General features: G+C 75.7%; 11 protein-coding genes. 6 read left to right on the top strand and 5 right to left on the bottom strand.

Annotated elements, in window-relative coordinates:
* Positions 1 to 158 precede the first annotated feature (158 nt).
* Positions 159 to 1,163: an alpha/beta hydrolase gene (locus ACFWWQ_RS25510; protein ID WP_384600491.1), complete on the bottom strand. Its 1,005-nt coding sequence runs from the start codon at positions 1,161 to 1,163 to the stop codon at positions 159 to 161.
* Between the two features lie 373 nt (positions 1,164 to 1,536).
* Here ACFWWQ_RS25510 and ACFWWQ_RS25505 point away from each other — a divergent pair, with 373 nt between their 5' ends.
* The 3 genes from ACFWWQ_RS25505 (at position 1,537) to ACFWWQ_RS25495 (ending at position 7,746) form a co-directional block, all read left to right on the top strand.
* Entirely contained in the window at positions 1,537 to 4,509 is a 2,973-nt protein-coding gene (locus ACFWWQ_RS25505) for a BTAD domain-containing putative transcriptional regulator (RefSeq protein ID WP_384600468.1), read from the top strand.
* Between the two features lie 566 nt (positions 4,510 to 5,075).
* On the top strand, positions 5,076 to 6,074 hold the full coding sequence (rsgA, locus tag ACFWWQ_RS25500; RefSeq protein WP_384600465.1) for a ribosome small subunit-dependent GTPase A: 999 nt from the start codon (positions 5,076 to 5,078) through the stop codon (positions 6,072 to 6,074).
* 196 nt (positions 6,075 to 6,270) lie between these two features.
* Positions 6,271 to 7,746 (top strand): Ada metal-binding domain-containing protein, encoded by a 1,476-nt coding sequence (locus tag ACFWWQ_RS25495; RefSeq protein ID WP_384600488.1) that lies wholly within the window; start codon positions 6,271 to 6,273, stop codon positions 7,744 to 7,746.
* A gap of 5 nt (positions 7,747 to 7,751) precedes the next feature.
* Here ACFWWQ_RS25495 and ACFWWQ_RS25490 read toward each other — a convergent pair whose 3' ends face one another.
* On the bottom strand, positions 7,752 to 8,234 hold the full coding sequence (locus ACFWWQ_RS25490) for a DUF456 domain-containing protein (protein ID WP_384600462.1): 483 nt from the start codon (positions 8,232 to 8,234) through the stop codon (positions 7,752 to 7,754).
* A gap of 723 nt (positions 8,235 to 8,957) precedes the next feature.
* Between ACFWWQ_RS25490 and ACFWWQ_RS25485 the strand changes: the two genes are divergently transcribed.
* The 3 genes from ACFWWQ_RS25485 (at position 8,958) to ACFWWQ_RS25475 (ending at position 13,440) form a co-directional block, all read left to right on the top strand.
* Complete coding sequence (locus ACFWWQ_RS25485; RefSeq protein WP_384600459.1) at positions 8,958 to 10,796, top strand: protein phosphatase 2C domain-containing protein; 1,839 nt, start codon at positions 8,958 to 8,960, stop codon at positions 10,794 to 10,796.
* Between the two features lie 251 nt (positions 10,797 to 11,047).
* Positions 11,048 to 12,790, top strand: coding sequence for a pyruvate dehydrogenase (locus tag ACFWWQ_RS25480; RefSeq protein ID WP_384600456.1), 1,743 nt, complete (start codon positions 11,048 to 11,050; stop codon positions 12,788 to 12,790).
* A gap of 176 nt (positions 12,791 to 12,966) precedes the next feature.
* Complete coding sequence (locus ACFWWQ_RS25475) at positions 12,967 to 13,440, top strand: ATP-binding protein (protein ID WP_384600453.1); 474 nt, start codon at positions 12,967 to 12,969, stop codon at positions 13,438 to 13,440.
* Positions 13,441 to 13,509: 69 nt separating this feature from the next.
* Here ACFWWQ_RS25475 and ACFWWQ_RS25470 read toward each other — a convergent pair whose 3' ends face one another.
* The 3 genes from ACFWWQ_RS25470 to ACFWWQ_RS25460 form a co-directional block, all read right to left on the bottom strand.
* Complete coding sequence (locus ACFWWQ_RS25470) at positions 13,510 to 14,625, bottom strand: DUF2637 domain-containing protein (RefSeq protein WP_384600451.1); 1,116 nt, start codon at positions 14,623 to 14,625, stop codon at positions 13,510 to 13,512.
* Between the two features lie 184 nt (positions 14,626 to 14,809).
* Positions 14,810 to 16,156, bottom strand: coding sequence for a ricin-type beta-trefoil lectin domain protein (locus tag ACFWWQ_RS25465; protein ID WP_384600448.1), 1,347 nt, complete (start codon positions 16,154 to 16,156; stop codon positions 14,810 to 14,812).
* Between the two features lie 136 nt (positions 16,157 to 16,292).
* Positions 16,293 to 17,834 (bottom strand): DUF6056 family protein, encoded by a 1,542-nt coding sequence (locus ACFWWQ_RS25460; protein ID WP_384600445.1) that lies wholly within the window; start codon positions 17,832 to 17,834, stop codon positions 16,293 to 16,295.
* Positions 17,835 to 17,876 lie beyond the last annotated feature (42 nt).

The following is a 17,876-nucleotide window of genomic DNA, read 5'->3' as shown; positions in this document are numbered from 1 at the left end:
CCCCCGAGCGGCCCGAGCAGCCCGCCGCGTCCGCCACGCCCCGTACGGAGACGACGGCCGCCGGGCACTGACCCGGCCCGGCCCCGGGGCGGGCTAGACCCCCCCCCGCCGCGGCGGGCCCCGCGCGGGGGGGCGGGGGCCCGGAGGCCGCCGGTGCCCTACGCCTTCTTGAGCCGGGCGATGATGCCGTCGATGTCGTTCCGCGCCCGCTCGGGGCGGATGAAGTGCCCGCCCGGCTCCTCGTGCGCCTCGTACGCGATTCCGGCGCCGTCCAGGGCGGCCCGGAACTCCTGCTGGCCGCGCAGGACTTCGGTCTCGTTGAGCAGGTCGAACGGGTCGACGGGGTTGGGGCTCGTCCCGGCGACCAGGAAGACCCGCTTGTCGCGGTAGCTGTCCAGGTGCTCCATCGGGTTGTCGGCGCTGACCTTCGCCTCGTCCCACAGCGGCGCGCCGTAGATGGTGCCGCCCGCCAGGTCCAGCGCGGCGGCGGAGACGTTCGCCCAGTTGACGACGGCACCCAGGTCGCGGCGGAGGCTCGGCGGGCCGGAGTGCGCGCTGACCGACGCGAAGCGGTCCGGGTACTTCGCCGCGTACTTGAGCGCACCGAAGCCGCCCATGGAGAACCCGCCGACGGCCCGGCCGTCGTGCTCCGCGTACGTCCGGAAGTTCGCCTCCACCCACGGCATCAGCTGGGCCATGTGGAACGTCTCCCAGTTGCGGGGCCCGCTGTTGGAGTTGACCGGGTCGGAGTACCACCCGGCGTGGCCGCCGTCGGGCATCACGACGATCAGCGGCTTCCCGGCGGTCCAGGCGCGGATGCCGCCCTCCGGCAGCCGGTCCCAGGTCATGAAGTCCTGGTCGTTGCCGCCGCCGTGGAAGAGGTAGAGGACGGGGTAGGTGCGGTCGCCGGTGTGGTAGTCGTCGGGCAGCAGGACGTTGACGGCGGGCTGCCAGCCGATCGCGTCGGTCGCGAAACGGTAGAACCACATCCGGGCGTCGTGCTCGTCGCGCTGGACGATACGCAGCCCGGAACCGTCGCCCGGCGCCGCACTGGCCGGGGCGGCGGCCGACAGGACCCCCGCCCCGCCGAGCGCCAGCGCGGCGGAGACCCCGCCGACGGCCTTCAGCACGTTCCGGCGGCTGGTGCGGTGCTCGCTCAACATGACCTCCAGGTCGGATGGCGGCACGGCCGGGGCGCGTGCCGCGGAAAACTCGGGACGCCATCGCACCGGCCGCCGGGGCGAGAGGCCCGCGGGCGGCGCGGGGGCCGGGGAGCCCGGGGCCGGACGCCCGGGGAACGGCTCCCCGCGCGGTGCGCCCACCGGCACCCGGGAGCGCGCCGTGGCGGCGCGCGGCACACGGCAGGGGCGCACGCCCCATGCCGCGCGCCCACTGCCCGCCATCGCCGTCCCCCCAGGCCCCGTCGTCCCCCGTGTCCCCCGTGCCCCCCCCGTGGCGCCGGTGGTGACGCGCCCACCCTTGCGGCGGGCGCTGAAATGCCGATGAAATTCCGTTGAGGACGACAGGGGGACGGGCGTGAGCGGAGACTGCGGAACCGTCGGGGAAGCGCGCTGGCGCATCGCCGTGCTGGGGCCGGTACGGGCCTGGCGCGACGGAACGCCGCTGGAGTTGGGGCCGGTCCGGCGTCGGGCGGTGCTGGCCGCCCTGGTGCTGCGGCCGGACACCCGCGTCAGCCATGAGCAGCTGCTCGACGACGTCTGGGGCGCGCAGCCACCGCCCTCGGGCCGCCGGGTCCTGCCCAGTTACGTCTATCCGCTGCGCAAGGCCCTCGACCCGCCGGGCACCCCGCCGGCGCACTCGGTGATCCGCAGCGACCGCGGCGGCTACCGCTTCCACACCGACGGCGTCCGCCTCGACACGGCGGAGCTGACCGCCCACGCCGACGCCGCCCGCCGCGCCTGGACCTCCGGCGACCCGGCCACCGCCGCCGACCGCTTCGCCGAGGCGCTCGCCCTCCTCGGCGACGAGCTGCTGACGGGCCTCCCGGGTCCCTTCGCCCACGCCGAACGGCAGCGCCTCGCCCGGCGCCGCCCCGCGCTCCAACGGGACCGGCTGGCCTGTCTGGTCGACCTCGGCCGGTCCGCCGAAACCCTCGACGGCCTCGCCGTGCTCTGCGCCGCCGACCCGTACGACGAGGCGCTGGCGGCGCTGCGGATGCGCGCCCTGTACAGCAGCGGACGGCAGGCCGCGGCGCTCACCGTCCACCAGGAGATGCGCACCCGGCTCCGCGACGAACTCGGCGTCGACCCGGGCGAGGAGCTGCGCCGCGCCCACCAGGCGGTGCTGCGCCGCGACGACGGACAGCTGCGCGGCCCCCGCCCGCCCGGTGCCACGCCGCCGCCCGGCCCCGCGCCGCGCGCCCGCCGCGTCGTCGACGACCTGCCCGCCGGACCCACCCGCCTCGTCGGCCGTGACCCCGAACTCGCCCTGCTCGGCGAGGAGTTGACGTCCGACGGTGTCACCGTCCTCGCGGTCGACGGTGTCGCGGGCGTCGGCAAGAGCGCCTTCGTCCTGCACACCGCCCGGACCCTCCGCGACCGCCACCCCGACGGCTGCCTCTTCGCCGACCTGCGCACGCACAGCGCCGGTGAGCGCCCCCTCGCCCCGCAGCGGGTGCTGCGACGGCTGCTGCGCTCGGTCGGCGCGTCCGGCAGCGAGGTCCCCGAGGACCTCGACGACCTGACCGCCGCCTGGCGGGCCGCGACCAGCGCCCTGCGGCTGCTCCTCGTCCTCGACGATGTGCGGAGCGCCGAGCAGATACGGCCGCTGCTGCCCGCGGGGCCCGGCAGCACGGTGCTCGTGGCGGGCCGCCGACGGCTCCCCGGACTCGACGCCGACCGCCGCGTCACCCTCGAACCCCTGGGCGGCGGCGACGGCCTGACCCTCCTCCGCGACCTCGTCGGCGCCGCCCGCGCCGACCGGGAACCGGCCGCCACCCGGCAACTGGTCCGCCTCTGCGACGGCCTCCCGCTCGCCCTGCGCATCGCCGGTGCCCGGCTCCAGACCCGCCCCTCCTGGACCCTCACGTCCCTGGTGGAACGGATGGCGGGCGACGAACGGCGGCTCGGCGAACTGCGCGCCGGGGACCGCAGCGTGGAGGCCGCCTTCCGGCTCTCGTACGACCATCTCGCGCCCGAGCAGCGGCGCGGCTTCCGGGCGCTCGGCCTTGCCCCGACCGTCGAGTTCGACGTCCTGACCTCGGCGGCGATGCTGCACCGGCCGCCCCAGGAGGCCGAACGCCTCCTGGAGAGCCTGGTCGACGCGAGCCTGCTCCACCAGCCGGGGCCCGGCCGCTACCGCCTGCACGACCTGGTACGGGCGCACGCCCGGCGCCTTGCGGCGGAGACCCCCGACGAGTCCGCCGCGGCCCGTACCGCGGGGCTGCGGCTGTACCTCGACGCGGGCCGCATCACCAGCGACTGGGGCCCCGACGGCTTCCCCACCGGACCGCGGCCCGGCGACGCCCCGTTCGCCGACTGGCAGGACGCGGACGGCTGGCTGGACGCGGCGGGCGGCGAACTCGCCGACGTGGTCGCGCACGCGGCGGCGCTCGGCGAGGCCGATCAGGCGTGCTGGATCGCCGAGGCCCTGAGCGACTACTTCGCCCGCCGGGGCCGCTACCACGAGTGCCGCGGCGCGCTGCGCACCGCGCTCGCCCAGGCCGACGCGTCCGGCGACCCGCGGATGCCCGGGGCGCTGCGCAACTGCATGGGCATCACCGACGTCTACCAGGGCCGCCACGACCAGGGGCGCGTCTGGTTCACCGAGGTGCTGCAACTCGACGGCGCCCGCGCGGACCTGCGCGAACAGGCGCGGGCCCTCGGTGGGCTCGGCGCCGCCGAACTCCACGCGGGCCGCCCCGACCACGCCCTCGTCCACCTCACCGCCGCACTGGCCGTCGCCCGCCGCCTGGGCGACAACTGGCTCAACGCCATGGGCCTGTGCGTCCTCGGCGCCCTCCACCACACCCGGCACCGCCATGAGCAGGCGCTGGCCTGCTACACCGCCGCCCTCACCCACGCCGAGGCCAACGGCCGCCCCCGCATGATCAGCAGAACCCTCGCCGCCACCGCCGACGTCCATCTCGACCTCGGCCACTTCGGCGAGGCCCGCGCGCTCTACCGGCACGCGGCCGACCTGGCACAACGCTCCGGCGACGTCCTGCTGCACGCGATCATCCTGACCCGCATGGGCTCCGCCGAACACGGCGCCGGAAACCTGCCCGCCGCCACCGCCCTCCATCACCAGGCCCTTGCCCGCCACCGCACCCTCTCCCCGCTCTCCGAACCCCACCGCGACCGCTTGGAGAGGGACATCCGCTACCGCCTGGGCCGCACCTACTCCGCCGCGGGCCGCGTCCCCGAGGCCCGCGAACAGTTCCGCACCGTCCTCATGCTTCCCGGCGCCGACGGCCATCCCGACCAGCGCGCCCTGGCGTTGGAGGCGCTGCGGGAGAGCGGGGCGGAGGGGAGGGGGGAGTTGCCGTGAGGGGGCGTCGGGTCCGGCGGGCCGCCCGCGCGAACGGCCACGGAAAAAACCGGTGGTGCGTTCGAGCGTCGCAGGGTTACCTTCGAAACGTTGCGGACGACGTCGACGGGGCGTCGTCGCCGCGTGTGAAGAGGGAGGTGCGGCTGATGGCTGCCGTTGTGAGGGGCATCGCCCCGCTCCAGAAGCTCATACCGTCCACCTCCGTGGCCACCGGCTGATCCGCGACCGCCGACAGAAGCCGTCACCTCGCGCCCCTGCCCGCACCCCGGGCTTCAGCGCGCAGCCGGGGCCCCCGCGAAGGGCCTCCTTTGTCTTCCCTGTTCTCCCTCTCTTCCTCTTCCCTTTCTTCTCCCTCTCCGTCCGCGGACGCTTCCCCCTCCTCCCTCGCTGCTCCCTCTGCTTCTCCTTCTCCTTCCCCTTCCCCTTCCCCTTCCGGGCCGTATGCCCCGGGTGCCTCGCCGACGCTCGCCGCGTACGGCTGGGACGACGGGTTCGCGGAGAGCTTCGCGCCGTACGCCGGGCGGGGCTTCGTGCCCGGCCGGATCATCCGCGTGGACCGTGGCCGGGTGGACGCCGTGGTGCCGGACGGCGCCGGGGTGCGGACCGTACTCGCGGACACCGCGCCGGTGGCGACCGGTGACCCCCTGCGGGTGCCGTGCACCGGTGACTGGGCGGTCATCGACCTGGAGAGCGGCCAGGTCGGTCCGCAACTCGACGGTCTCGTACGGGCGTTGCTGCCGCGCCGTACCGCGTTCGTGCGGTCGGCGTCGTCGAAGCGGTCGGACGGGCAGATCCTCGCGGCCAACGCGGATCACGCGGTGATCGCGGTGTCGCTCGCCGAACCGCTCGACCTGGGCCGCGTCGAGCGGTTCGTCTCCCTCGCCTGGGAGAGCGGCGCGCAGCCGCTCCTGGCACTGACCAAGGCGGACCTCGTGGCGGACGGGGCGTGCCTGGCGCAGCTCGTCGCGGACGTCGAGGGCGCGGCGCCGGGCGTACGGGTACGGGCCGTCAGCGCCGATACGGGGGAGGGCGTGCAGGCGCTGGCCGCCGCGCTCGCCACCGGGACCGCGGTGCTGCTGGGCCGCTCCGGTGCGGGCAAGTCGACCCTCGCCAACGTCCTCGCCGGACGGCCCGCGCAGCGGGTCCAGGCCCTCCGCGACCGCGACGGCAAGGGCCGCCACACCACCACGACCCGCGATCTGCTGCCGCTGCCCGGCGGTGGCGTCCTGATCGATACGCCGGGGCTGCGGGGCGTCGGCATGTGGGACGCCGGGGACGGGCTCAGCCGTACGTTCGCGGATGTCGAGGAGCTGGCCGCGCGGTGCCGCTTCCCCGACTGCGCGCACGGTACGGAGCCGGACTGCGCGGTCCGTGACGCGGTCGGCGGCGGCCTGCTCTCCGCCCGCCGCCTCGACAGCTACCGCAAGCTGCAACGCGAGAACCGCCGCATCGTGGCGAAGACCGACGTCCGCCTCCGGGCGGAGATGCGCCGCGAGTGGCGGCTCAAGCAGGCGGTGGGGCGCGAGATGTCGGCGCGTAAGCGGGGCGGCCTTCGGAGGGGGTGAGCGGCGTCCGGGGGAGGCCCGCACCGTGCGGGGCCGGGCCGCCCCACAGGGTGCGGGGCCCACCTGGACTTGCGCCCGCCCCGGCCCGGCCCGGCGCGGGCCCCCGCCTCCCGCCACGCCGCCGTCTCCCGCCCCCACCCCCACGTCCGATTTCCGCCGGTCCGCGGCCTGGGGGCGGCGCACACTGGGACACGTGATGGATGACGAGACCAGGTACGAGGCGGTGTCGAGCCGGGACGCACGGTTCGACGGGGAGTTCTTCTTCGCCGTGACGACGACCGGGATCTACTGTCGGCCGAGCTGTCCCGCGGTCACGCCGAAACGCGCCAACGTGCGGTTCTTCCCGTCGGCCGCCGCCGCGCAGGCGGGCGGGTTCCGGGCCTGCCGCCGCTGCCGCCCGGACGCCGTACCGGGCTCCGCCGAGTGGAACGTCCGGGCCGATCTCGTCGGCCGGGCCATGCGGTTCATCGGCGACGGCGTCGTCGACCGGGAGGGCGTCGCGGGGCTCGCCCGGCGCCTCGGCTACAGCACCCGCCAGGTGCAGCGGCAACTCACCGCCGAGCTGGGTGCGGGCCCGGTGGCGCTGGCCCGGGCGCGCCGTGCGCACACCGCGCGGGTGCTGCTCCAGACCACCGCGCTGCCCGTCACGGAGCTGGCGTTCGCCGCCGGGTTCGCCAGCGTCCGCCAGTTCAACGACACGATGCGGGAGATCTACGCCGGTACCCCGCGCGAGCTGCGCGCCGCCGCGCTGCCCGGCCCCGCCCGCACCGGCACCCAGCGCGCGGCGGACGGCCCCGCGCCCCACGGCATACCGCTGCGCCTGGCCCACCGCGGCCCGTACGCCGCCGCCGAGATCTTCGACTTCCTCGCCGCGGGGGCCGTCCCCGGGGTGGAGGAGACGGTCGGCCCGCGCGGCCGCCGCACGTACCGGCGCACCCTGCGGCTCAGCTACGGCACCGCCATCGCGGAGGTCGACGAGGCCACCGGCGGCGCGGCCCGGCGCCGGCCGCGCGCGGGGGAGAGCGGACCGGAGCGGGCCCCGGACGGCGGCGGCTGGCTGGAATGCCGGCTGCGGCTGACCGACCCCCGCGATCTGGCCACCGCCGTACAGCGGCTGCGGCGCCTCTTCGACCTGGACGCCGATCCGTACGCCGTCGCCGAACGGCTGGGCGGCGACCCGCTGCTGGGCCCGCTCGTCGCCGCCTGCCCGGGGCTGCGGTCGCCGGGCGCGGCCGACCCCGAGGAGCTGGCCGTCCAGACGGTGCTCGGCGGGCCTCCGGAGCGCGCGGCGGCGCTGGTCGCCGCCCACGGCAAGCCGCTGGACGCCGCCGACGGCGGGCTCACCCATGTGTTCCCGGCGCCCGGCGAACTCCTCTCCGCCGAGGTCGGCGCGCCGGTACGGGCGTTGTGCGCGGCGCTCGTCGACGGGACCCTCGACCTCGGCGCGGGCGCGGACCGCGCCGCCGCCGAACAGGCCCTGCGGGCGCTGCCCGGGGTCGACGCGCGGGCCGTCGGCCACCTCCGGATGCGGGCCCTGGGCGACCCGGACGCGGGCCCGGACGGCGCGCCCGAGGCATGGCGGCCGTGGCGCGCCTACGCCCTGCACCACCTGTGGAACGCGGGCCGCGTCCCGCCCGGCGCGTTCGCCCTGCCCGCGCTCGCCGCCGGGTGACCGCCTCACCCCGCGAGCACCGCGCCCGCCCACGCGCCCACCACCAGCAGGCAGGCGAACAGTTCCACCAGCACGCTCAGCCCGATGGCGCGCATCGCCGTACGGGTGGCGGCCCAGGCGTCGCCGTGGCTGCCGAGCCGGACCCGTTCCAGCAGGTAGTGCGCGCCGAGGGCGCAGAGCGGGGCGCCGATCACCGGGATCACGAAGAACCCGGCGATCCCGGCGGCGCCGGAGAGGAACAGCACGCGGTACGGGGTTCCCGCGGCCCGCAGGTTGCGCGTCGGCAGCAGAAACTTCACGGCCTGCTGGAGCAGGAGCAGCGCGGTGGCGGCGATCAGCACCGTCCACGCCACCGACGTCTGCTCCGTCATCGCCCACCAGAGCACCCCCGCCCAGACGATGGGCGTCCCGGGGACGCCGGGGACCAGCACCCCGAACAGTCCGAGCAGCAGCACCAGTCCGACGGCGAACAGCTGCCACCCGCTCATCCGACGCCCTTGCCGGGACCGGCCGCCGCCCCCGCCACGGCGATCCCCCGGCCCGGCACGCTGCGCATGCTCATGGCCCAAGCCTGCCGGACGTGACCCGAACGCGCTCCCCGGACCGGTCCCACCGGGACGCCGGGCGCCCGCCCGCGTGGTACGCGCCCGGCCCCGCCCGCAGCGTGACGCCTCGTCCGCCTCGCCGCCACCCGGCCGGGGCGCTCCGACGCCCGGGTGGGCCGTCCGGCGGAACGTCCGGGCAAACACCTCTTCGTGCCCTGTTTCCCCGCCGCCGGCGCGTGGACAATACGGCGCATGAACCAGCAGGGCGCACCATGCCGCGGGCCGGAGGACGACTGGTGGCGGCAGCTTTACGGCGACATCCGACCGGACCGGGACCATATCCGACCGGGCCAGGGCCATCCGGGCGCACCCGGTCCCGGCACCACGGCCCCGCGACCGTACGCACCGAGCGACACGGGTCCGTCCGGCGCCACGGACACCCTGGACGAACGGGTTGCTTCGGCGCTTCGGGCGTTGAGTGCGCCTTCGGCTGCACCGGGCGCTCCCGGCCCGGCCGCCTCTGTGGGGCCGTCGATTCCGGGGCCGGCTCCGGCCGTATCGGCTCCGGTCCTGGGCGCGTCGACGGCGGCCGCGGCCACGCCGGCTCCGGCTTCCTCCGGGGTGCCGTCGGTTCCGGGTCCGGCTGTGGCGTCCCCGGATCTGCCCGTGGTGCCTCCGGATCCCGCCGTGGCGGGCCCGGATCTGCCCGCCGCGAGGGGAGGCGCGACCGGCCCGGCCCCGCTTCCGGCCGTCGGACTGCTCCCGCCCGGGTTGCTGCCGCCGGACGAACTGCCGGTCGGCCTGTCCGCCGCCGATGCGCCACCGTGGCCGTTCCGGGCCGGAACGCTGCCGCCCGGGTTGCTGCCCCCGGAGGAGCTGCCGTCCGCCCGGCCTGTCGCGGGCGCCCGCACGTCGCCCGTACCGCGGCCGCTTCCGGATGAGCGGCCTCCGACCGGGCGGGCCACGGCCCTTGCCGAGCCGTCATCTGTGGGGGCATCACTCGCCGAACCGTCACCCCTTGCTTCGGCGCTTCCGGAGGCGACGGGCCCGGAGTCCGTGCCGCGTGCCGAGGCGGAGCCGGACACCGAGGGTGTGTCGGGGGCCGGAGCCGTATCGGAGGCCGAGGAGGGGCCGCAGCCCGGGGCCGTATCACGGGCCGAGCCCGGTACCGGGTCTGCGTCGGGTGCGGAGACCGCACCGGCCGGTGAGGCACCGACGCCGGACGCGGAGACCGTACCGGCTTGCGCGACACGGGAACCGGACGCGGAAGCGCTGCCCACCACCGGTGAGCCGGCGGCCACCGCGGACCCGGGCGCCACAGCCGTACGGGACCCCGAAGCCGAGCTTCCCGGATCCCCCGAAGCCGCCCCTGAGCCCCGGCCTGAGCCGGAGGCCGACGCCGCACCCGCCACCGAGCCCACCCCGGACGACGAAGCGGAATCGACCACCGAGCCCACACCGGACCCGGACCCGGACCCGGCCGTCGCCACAGCGGCCACCGGCCCCACCCCGGACGGCGAGGCCCCACCCCCCGCACAACCCCCCACCGTCCACCACCCCACCTACATCGGCCACCGCCCACCCACCTACGCGGCCGAGCCCGTGGCCTTGCCCGTTGCGGATCCGGCGGCGCTCGGGGAGTTGGTTCCGGACACCGTGCTGGACGGGGCGCAGTACGGCTCGCTCACGCTTCGTGCCGTGTCGCAGCGCGGGGACTCGGCGCGTTACCGGGGTGCGCCGCGCCGTGATGCCCTGCTGCTGGCGCGGTTCGGTACTGGTGCGCACACCCTGATCCTGGCGGCCGTCGCCTCTGGACCCGCCGTCGGCGACCCGCGCGCGGCGCACGACGCCTGTGCCTGGATCGGCGGGGCCGTGGCCCGCAGTTGCACCCGACTGGCGGAGGACCTGCGAACGGACCACCGCAGCGCCCTGCGATCGGGGCTCCAACGCCTCGCCGACCGCGGCTACGGCAAGCTGCGGGCCCACACCGCGGGGCCCGGCGGTGTACCGGAGTCCCCGGCCGCCGTGCGCTGTCTGCTGCTGCCCGTCGATCCGGCGTGCCGTACGCGGGTCTTCTTCGGCGTCGGCGAGGGCGGATTGCTGCGGCTGCGTGACGGTGTGTGGGAGGACCTCGAACCGTCCGCGCCTGGTCAGGAGGCGTTCGCGCCCGACGACGGACCGTCCGCGTCCGGCCACCGGCCCTCCGCGGGCGTCCCGGCCCCGCCGGGCTCCGCCCCCGGCCCGGAAACGTCCGGCCCGCGCTGTGCGCCCGCCCCCGCGCCGTTCCTCTTCACGACCGTCACCGGGCGGCGCGGTGACGCCCTGCTGCTGTGCAGCGCCGGGCTCGCCGAACCGCTCGCCGACGAACCGGCCCTCGCCGCCCACCTCGCCACCGATTTCTCCGGCCCCCAGCCGCCCGGCCTGACCTCCTTCCTCGCCGCCGCGCAGGTCCGCGTCAAGGGCCACGCCCGCGACCGCACGGTCGTCGGGGTGTGGGACACGTAGCGCACCGCACGGGCACGGAGGGCCCGTACGACGCGGAGGACAGGTGCGGCCGCGGCGGCTCCAACCGGCGGTACGCCCCGGGCCGCGGCGGCACCGGCCGGGCGCGACAGGCACCGGCCGGGCGCGACAGGCACCGGCCGGGCGCGACAGGCACCGTCCGGCCGGGTGGCACCGGAGGCGCTCCCCGCCGCCTCATGGGTTCATGGGAGGGAGGCACGGCCCACCGACGGCGGCGAAGGAGCGAGCGCGACATGGCGAAGCAGACCGTGGCCGAGCAATTCGTGGACATCCTGGTGCGTGCCGGGGTGCAACGCCTGTACGGCGTCGTCGGCGACAGCCTCAACCCCGTCGTCGACGCGATCCGCCGCTCGCGGGCCATCGACTGGATCCAGGTGCGGCACGAGGAGACCGCCGCGTTCGCCGCGGGTGCCGAGGCGCAGGTCACCGGCAAGCTCACCGCCTGCGCCGGGTCCTGCGGGCCCGGCAACCTCCACCTCATCAACGGGCTCTTCGACGCCCACCGCTCGATGGCCCCCGTCCTCGCGCTCGCCTCGCACATCCCCTCCAGTGAGATCGGCACCGGCTACTTCCAGGAGACCCACCCCGACCGGCTGTTCGCCGAATGCAGCCACTACAGCGAGATGATCTCCAGTCGGCAGCAGATGCCGCGGGTCCTGCAGACCGCCATCCAGCACGCCGTCGGCCGCAGCGGCGTCTCCGTCGTCTCACTGCCCGGCGACATCGCGTCCGAGGCGGCCCCCGACCGTGCCATCGAACATGCCCTGGTCACCGCGCGGCCGTCGGTCCGTCCCGGCGACGCCGAGATCGACCGGCTCGCCGAACTCGTCGACGCGGCCGGAAAAATCACCCTGTTCTGCGGCAGCGGCACCGCGGGCGCCCACGCCGAGGTGATGGAGTTCGCCGAACGCGTCAAGGCGCCCGTCGGCCACGCCCTGCGCGGCAAGGAGTGGATCCAGTACGACAACCCGTACGACGTCGGCATGAGCGGGCTGCTCGGCTACGGCGCCGCGTACGAGGCGACCCACGAGTGCGATCTGCTGATTCTGCTCGGCACCGACTTCCCGTACAACGCGTTCCTCCCCGACGACGTGAAGATCGTCCAGATCGACGTCCGGCCCGAACACCTCGGCCGCCGCTCGCAGCTCGCCCTCGGTGTCTGGGGCGACGTCCGCGAGACGCTGCGCTCTCTGACGCCCAAGGTGCAGATCAAATCGCAGCGCGCCTTCCTCGACAGGATGCTCAAGAAGCACGCCGACGCGCTGGAGGGCGTGGTCAGCGCCTACACCCGCAAGGTCGAGAAGCACATCCCGATCCACCCGGAGTACGTCGCCTCCGTCCTCGACGAGGAGGCCGACGACGACGCGGTGTTCACCGTCGACACCGGCATGTGCAACGTGTGGGCCGCCCGCTATCTGACGCCCAACGGACGCCGCCGGGTGATCGGTTCGTTCACCCACGGCTCCATGGCGAACGCGCTGCCGCAGGCGATCGGCGTGCAGTTCATCGACCCCGGGCGGCAGGTCGTGTCGATGTCCGGCGACGGCGGCTTCACGATGCTGATGGGTGACTTCCTCACGCTCGTCCAGTACGGCCTGCCGGTCAAGGTGGTGCTGTTCAACAACTCCTCGCTCGGCATGGTCGAGCTGGAGATGCTGGTCGCGGGCCTGCCGTCGTACGGAACCACCAACCGGAACCCGGACTTCGCCGCCGTCGCCCGCGCGGCCGGCGCGCACGGGATCCGGGTGGAGAAGCCCAAGCAGCTGCGGGGCGCGCTGCGCGAGGCGTTCGCGCACCAGGGGCCCGCGCTGGTCGACGTCGTCACCGACCCGAACGCGCTGTCCATCCCGCCCAAGGTCAGCGCCGAGATGGTGTCCGGCTTCGCGCTGTCCGCCGGGAAGATCGTGCTGGACGGCGGCGTCGGACGGATGCTTCAGATGGCGCGGTCCAACCTGCGCAACATTCCCCGTATGTGACGGGATGTCATGCAAGAGGTGAACGCCGAATGTCCGGATCGCGGCGTTCCGTGTGCGGCCCGGCGCCCGGTGGGGTGGACCTGTGAAAGTCGAAGCATGCCGCCTTTCCCCGTGGGCATGCATCTCCGTGAGGCTGTTCGAGAGAGCCGGTGGGACATCCGGGGGCGGGGGAGAGGATGCGTCAGCATGTGCGGCGCGAGGACGGCGAGCGACACGGTGCGGCGGCCGAGGGGGGCCGGGGCACCGCGGTGGTCGCCCGCGTACCAGGAGTGCTGGAACGAAGAATCCGCCCCGCCGATCTGGGGGCGGTAGCGGAAGTGCGGCGCGCGTTACGGGAGTTGCTGCGACGCTGGGACGGTCCGGCGCCCGCCGGGCTCAGCGACACGGCGGCGCTGCTCGTCAGCGAGCTGGTGACCAATGCCCTGGTGCACACCACCGGCGGCGCGCTGCTCACCGCGACGGTCACCGACCGGCTACGGGTCGAGGTGCGGGACTGCGCATCCACCCGCCCCGAGCCGCGCCCGCCGACGGGCGACGGCACCTCGGGCCGGGGTCTGATACTCGTCCGCTCCCTGGCGGACGCCTGGGGAGTCCGGCCGCACGCGCTCGGCAAGAGCGTCTGGTTCGAGCTGGGCGGCGGACCGGCCTGAGGGCATCCGCTGAGCGCGTCTTCCCGGTCTTCGTGGGTCTGTGGCGCCCGGCGCGGTCCGCCGCGGCCCTCAGCCGAACTGCCGCTCGATCTCGGCGAGTTTCTCCTCCAGGGAGTCCAGCCGCGGCAGCGTCTGGGTGTCGTCCTCCGCCGTCAGATCGACGGTCTGCGGGCGGGCGGTGGCGGACTGCCGGGCCGCGTCGGCCTCGGCGCCGTTGACGGCCTTCAGCGCCGGGCGGGCGTGCGACGGCAGTTCGCCGGCGGGCGCCTGCTGCGCCTTGCCGACGGGCAGCGGCTGTGGCTCACCGGTCGCCGCACCGGGCTCCGGCAGTGCCTCGGCCGGGGTCCCGGACGGCTCCACCGGCAGCTGCCGCGCCGCCCGCCGCAGCCCCCAGGACCGGTGCTGCCGGTTGAGCGCCCGGATCCGGGCGCGGTCGAGCCGACCCTGATCGCGGCGGCGCATCCGGCGCTGCGCCTTCTCCCGGCGGTCTTCCCGGACCTCGTCCACCGCCTCGTCCAGCGACCGCACACCCTCCAGCAGCATCAGCGACCAGGCGGCGAACGTCTCCCGGGGCGCCCGCAGCCACCGCACCACGCGGATCTGCGGCAGCGGCCGGGGCACCAGGCCCTGCTCCCGCAGCGCCGCGCGCCGGGTCTGCTTCAGTGCCCGGTCGAAGAGCACGGCCGCCGACAGCGACATCCCGGCGAAGAACTGCGGCGCACCCGCGTGGTCCAGGCCGCGCGGCGCGTGCACCCAGTTGAACCACGCGGCCGCCCCGGCGAACGTCCACACCAGCAGCCGCGAGCCGAGCGCCGCGTCACCGTGGCTGGCCTCACGCACGGCGAGCACGGAGCAGAACATCGCCGCGCCGTCGAGCCCGAACGGTACGAGGTATTCCCAGCCGCCGGAGAGGTTGAGGTTCTGCCTGCCGAAGCCGACCAGACCGTGGAAGGACAGCGCCGCGGCCACCGCCGCGCAGCAGAACAGCAGCAGATATGAGGCCATGGCGTACACGGCCTCCTTGCGGCGGCGGCGCTCCTCGCTGCGCTCCCAGGAGTCCTCGCTGGACGACGACCGGTTCGCCGCCCGCCTGCTGAACAGCAGGACACCCCCGGCGGTCAGCACCCCGGCGAGCAGCAGCGCCCCCGGAACCAGCCAGTCCAGCGCCGTGTCGGTCATTCTCATTCGGGGATCCTTCGGGTAGTGGTACGCGTTTTCGCGCGCCACCTTGACGGAAGTCGCGGCCCGTGCCCCGGGATTCGGGACAAGTGAACGCCAAGGTGTGCAAGCGGCCCCGCACTCTTCGGCGTGTCCGTCGAACGTATGTAGCTGTACGCCGAGGTGTGTTCGATGTGTGAGAGGTGGCGGTTCAGCGGCGCCAGAGGAGTTCCGGGCGGTACGGCGCGCAGGGGGCCAGGCGGAGGCGGGGTGCGGGCCGGGCCATGTCGTCCTGATACAGGCAGCGGTCGCCGGAGCCGATCCGGCCCTGGCCGTCGGTCCACCACGTCCGGCCCGGAGGCCCGTCGCACGGCGCGAGGCCCGGCGCGGCGGCGGCCGTCAGGCAGAGGTGCCCGGCCGCCGGACGCAGCCGCCCACCGGGCCCGAACGTCCATGACTGGCCCGGGGAGCCGTCGCACGGCCGGGTCCGGGCGGCCGGGGCGCCGCCCGCGTCCAGGCAGCGTTCCACCGGGCCGCTCCGGTCCGTGTCGCCGATGCCCGACATGATCTCGCCGCCCCGCGGCTCCCGGTGCGTCCGCGGGTACTCCCGGCGCAGCCACCCCCGGTACCGGCCCGTCGGGCGCGGGGCGGGGCAGCGGAGCGGCACGCAGGTCACGCCGCGCAGGTACGCGTCGAACGCCGCCGTCTTCCGTGCCTCCTGTTCCGGCGTCAGGTTGGCGGGCAGGGCGGTCAGCGGGTAGCCGAGGTAGCCGCGGATGTCGGGGTGGTCCTGGACGGCGAAGGCGGCTCGCCGGAAGTAGCGGGCCGCGATGGCGTGGTCGCTGTGGTCGGCGAGCCGGTCGGCGGGGGCACCGAAGCGCGTGCCGTCGAAGTCCAGCGTCCGGAAGCTGTCGGCGTCCCCCTTCCCGGCCAGCGCGGACAGCGCGTCGACGAGGGAGCTGTCGGTGTAGGCGCGGGTGCCGTCGGTGGAGTGCAGGACGCGGAGTTCGCCGCGGAAGAGCCTCAGCAGGCTCTGCCGGTGGTGGGTGGCGCTGCCCTCGCCGTAGGGGAAGCCGTCCGGCAGGCCGAAGAACGTCAGGCGGACCTCGGGCCGTCCGGCGAGCGTGAACGACGGGATCCGCGTCGCCCGTACCGCGAGGTCGTCGCGCCGCCAGACGTTCCGGGCACCGGCCAGCTCGGCGTAGGCGGCGCGGACGCCGTGCTCGCGGTCGAGGACGTAACCGTTGAGCGGTGCCGCATGGCCCGCGTCGCCGGTGGTCAGGTAGACGGTGTGCACGGGGCACCGCGCGGTCAGCAGTTGCTGGATCTGCGGGGTGAGGAAGAGCAGATCGTCGTCCTCGTGCGCGACGCCCACCAGCGTCCGGTGGCAGGGCGCGGCCCGGTCGCCGCCACGGGCCTGCGCCGCATCGCCCGTGGCGGTGTGTCCCGTGGGCGTCAGCAGGGCGGTCAGCGTCAGGGCGAGGAGCAGCAGGACCGCCGTCACCGCGAGGGGGCCGGGGCGCGGGCGCCGTCCGGCCGTGCGGGATCCGTCAGCCATGTGCCCTCCCGGGGTGCCTGGACGGCCGTCGCCCGTACGGGCGGGCCGCCGGAGGGAGCGTCCCGCCACGGCCGGAAGCGAAAACCGGCGTGCCGCGGCGTTCACCCGGGCGGCCGCGGCGCCGCCGGACCGGCCGTCAGGGCCGCCGGGTTCCGAGGGTGATGTGGTCGACGCGGTAGTAGTCCGCGACGCACGCGGCCGACCAGCGCGGGGTGCCCCGCTTGTCGAACGGCTCCGTCATCCGGGCGATGACCAGCGGGGTGTACGGCACCGTCCGCGCACCGGCGGCCGCCTCGGCCCGCAGCGACCGGTCCTGACGCTCCCACGCCTGCGCCCGCGCCCGCATCGCGGTGTCCAGATGCGCCACGGAGACCAGCAGCGCGGCGCAGACCACGGCACAGACCGCGGCGCAGACCACGGCGCAGACCCTCGCGCACACCACGGCGGCGGCCGCCGGCGGCGGGCCGGTCCGTGCCGCGCGGCGCCGTACGGCGCGGCCCAGGAGCGTGCCCGCGCCGACGAGCAGCACCAGGTAGAGGAGGACGAAGTCGTTCCAGATGCGGGTCGAGGACGTCACATGCACGCCGAAGACGGGATACGCCATCAGCGTGCACAGATAGCCGGAGAGCAGGAAGACCACGACACCGGCGGCGGCCAGCGCCCCGGCGGTGCGTGGCGGGCGGGGCGGGCCGTCACCGGTGGGCCGGGTGAGCAGGGCGAGCAGCACGCCGACGGCGACAGCGGCGAGGTACGGCCAGTTCGTCAGCAGCATGCCGAGGATGTGGGCGAAGCCCTCCAGGGAGCTGAGCAGAGAATCGGGGGCGACCATCTCCGCGGTGCCCGCGTCGTGCCGCTCGCGGCGGATCCGCAGCCCCGGGGAGCTGTACAGCAGGACCCCGCCGATCAGACAGCCGACGACGCCCGCCGCGCACCAGCACCGCAGAAAGGGCCGCATCCGCTCCCCGGCGATCCGTCCGGCCAGCAGCCAGGCCGCGGCCAGCACCAGCACGGCGACGGCGGTGGTCTCCTCCGACAGCGTCGCCATGAGGACGCCCGCGACGAGGACGGTGCCCAGCGCCAGCCGCCGCCCGGTGCGGGTCCTGGCGCGCAGCAGCGGCAGCGCCGCCGCGCAGGCGAGCACCGGCGGCAGGGTGTGCGACACCGACGCGGCGGGCCAGAAGAACGTTTTGTAGGTGTTCCGGGAGGCGAAGAGGAAGAGCGCGGTGACGACGGCGGCGACGAGCGGCGCGGTCCCGGCGGGCGCCGTCACGGCGGCCCGGCGCAGCGCCGCCGCCGTCACCGCCCACAGGATCCCCAGCATGAGCACGCCGCTGACCAGCGGAAACCACTGGTGGCCCGGTACGTCGAACGTGGCGTACGCCCCGACCAGCAGGGCGTTGACGACGCGCCCGTTGTCCTTGGCGTAGAAGGTGTCGACCAGCGTGGAGATCCCGCCGTCGCGCACCACGGGCAGGAAGCACCACTCGTCGCCGCTCGGCCGCACCCAGCGGCCCGACCACGAAGCGGCGGCGAGGAGCGTCAGCGGTGCGAGGGCGAGGAGCGCCACCCAGCGGCCGCCGGGCCGGCCGGCGGGCCCCGGCGCGGCGGGCCCCCGCCCCGGCTGCGGCGCCGGGCCCGGTTCGCGGGGGACGGTGGTGCCGGTGGCGCGGTCGGCCATGGCGGTACTGCCTTTCGACGTCGCCGCCCGCGCGGGCGGCCG

This window comes from Streptomyces sp. NPDC059080 (genome assembly GCF_042739975.1).
GTDB classification, from domain to species: domain Bacteria; phylum Actinomycetota; class Actinomycetes; order Streptomycetales; family Streptomycetaceae; genus Streptomyces; species Streptomyces benahoarensis.
Note: the sequence above shows the minus strand (reverse complement) of the source record. Positions and strands in the feature narration are given on the sequence as shown.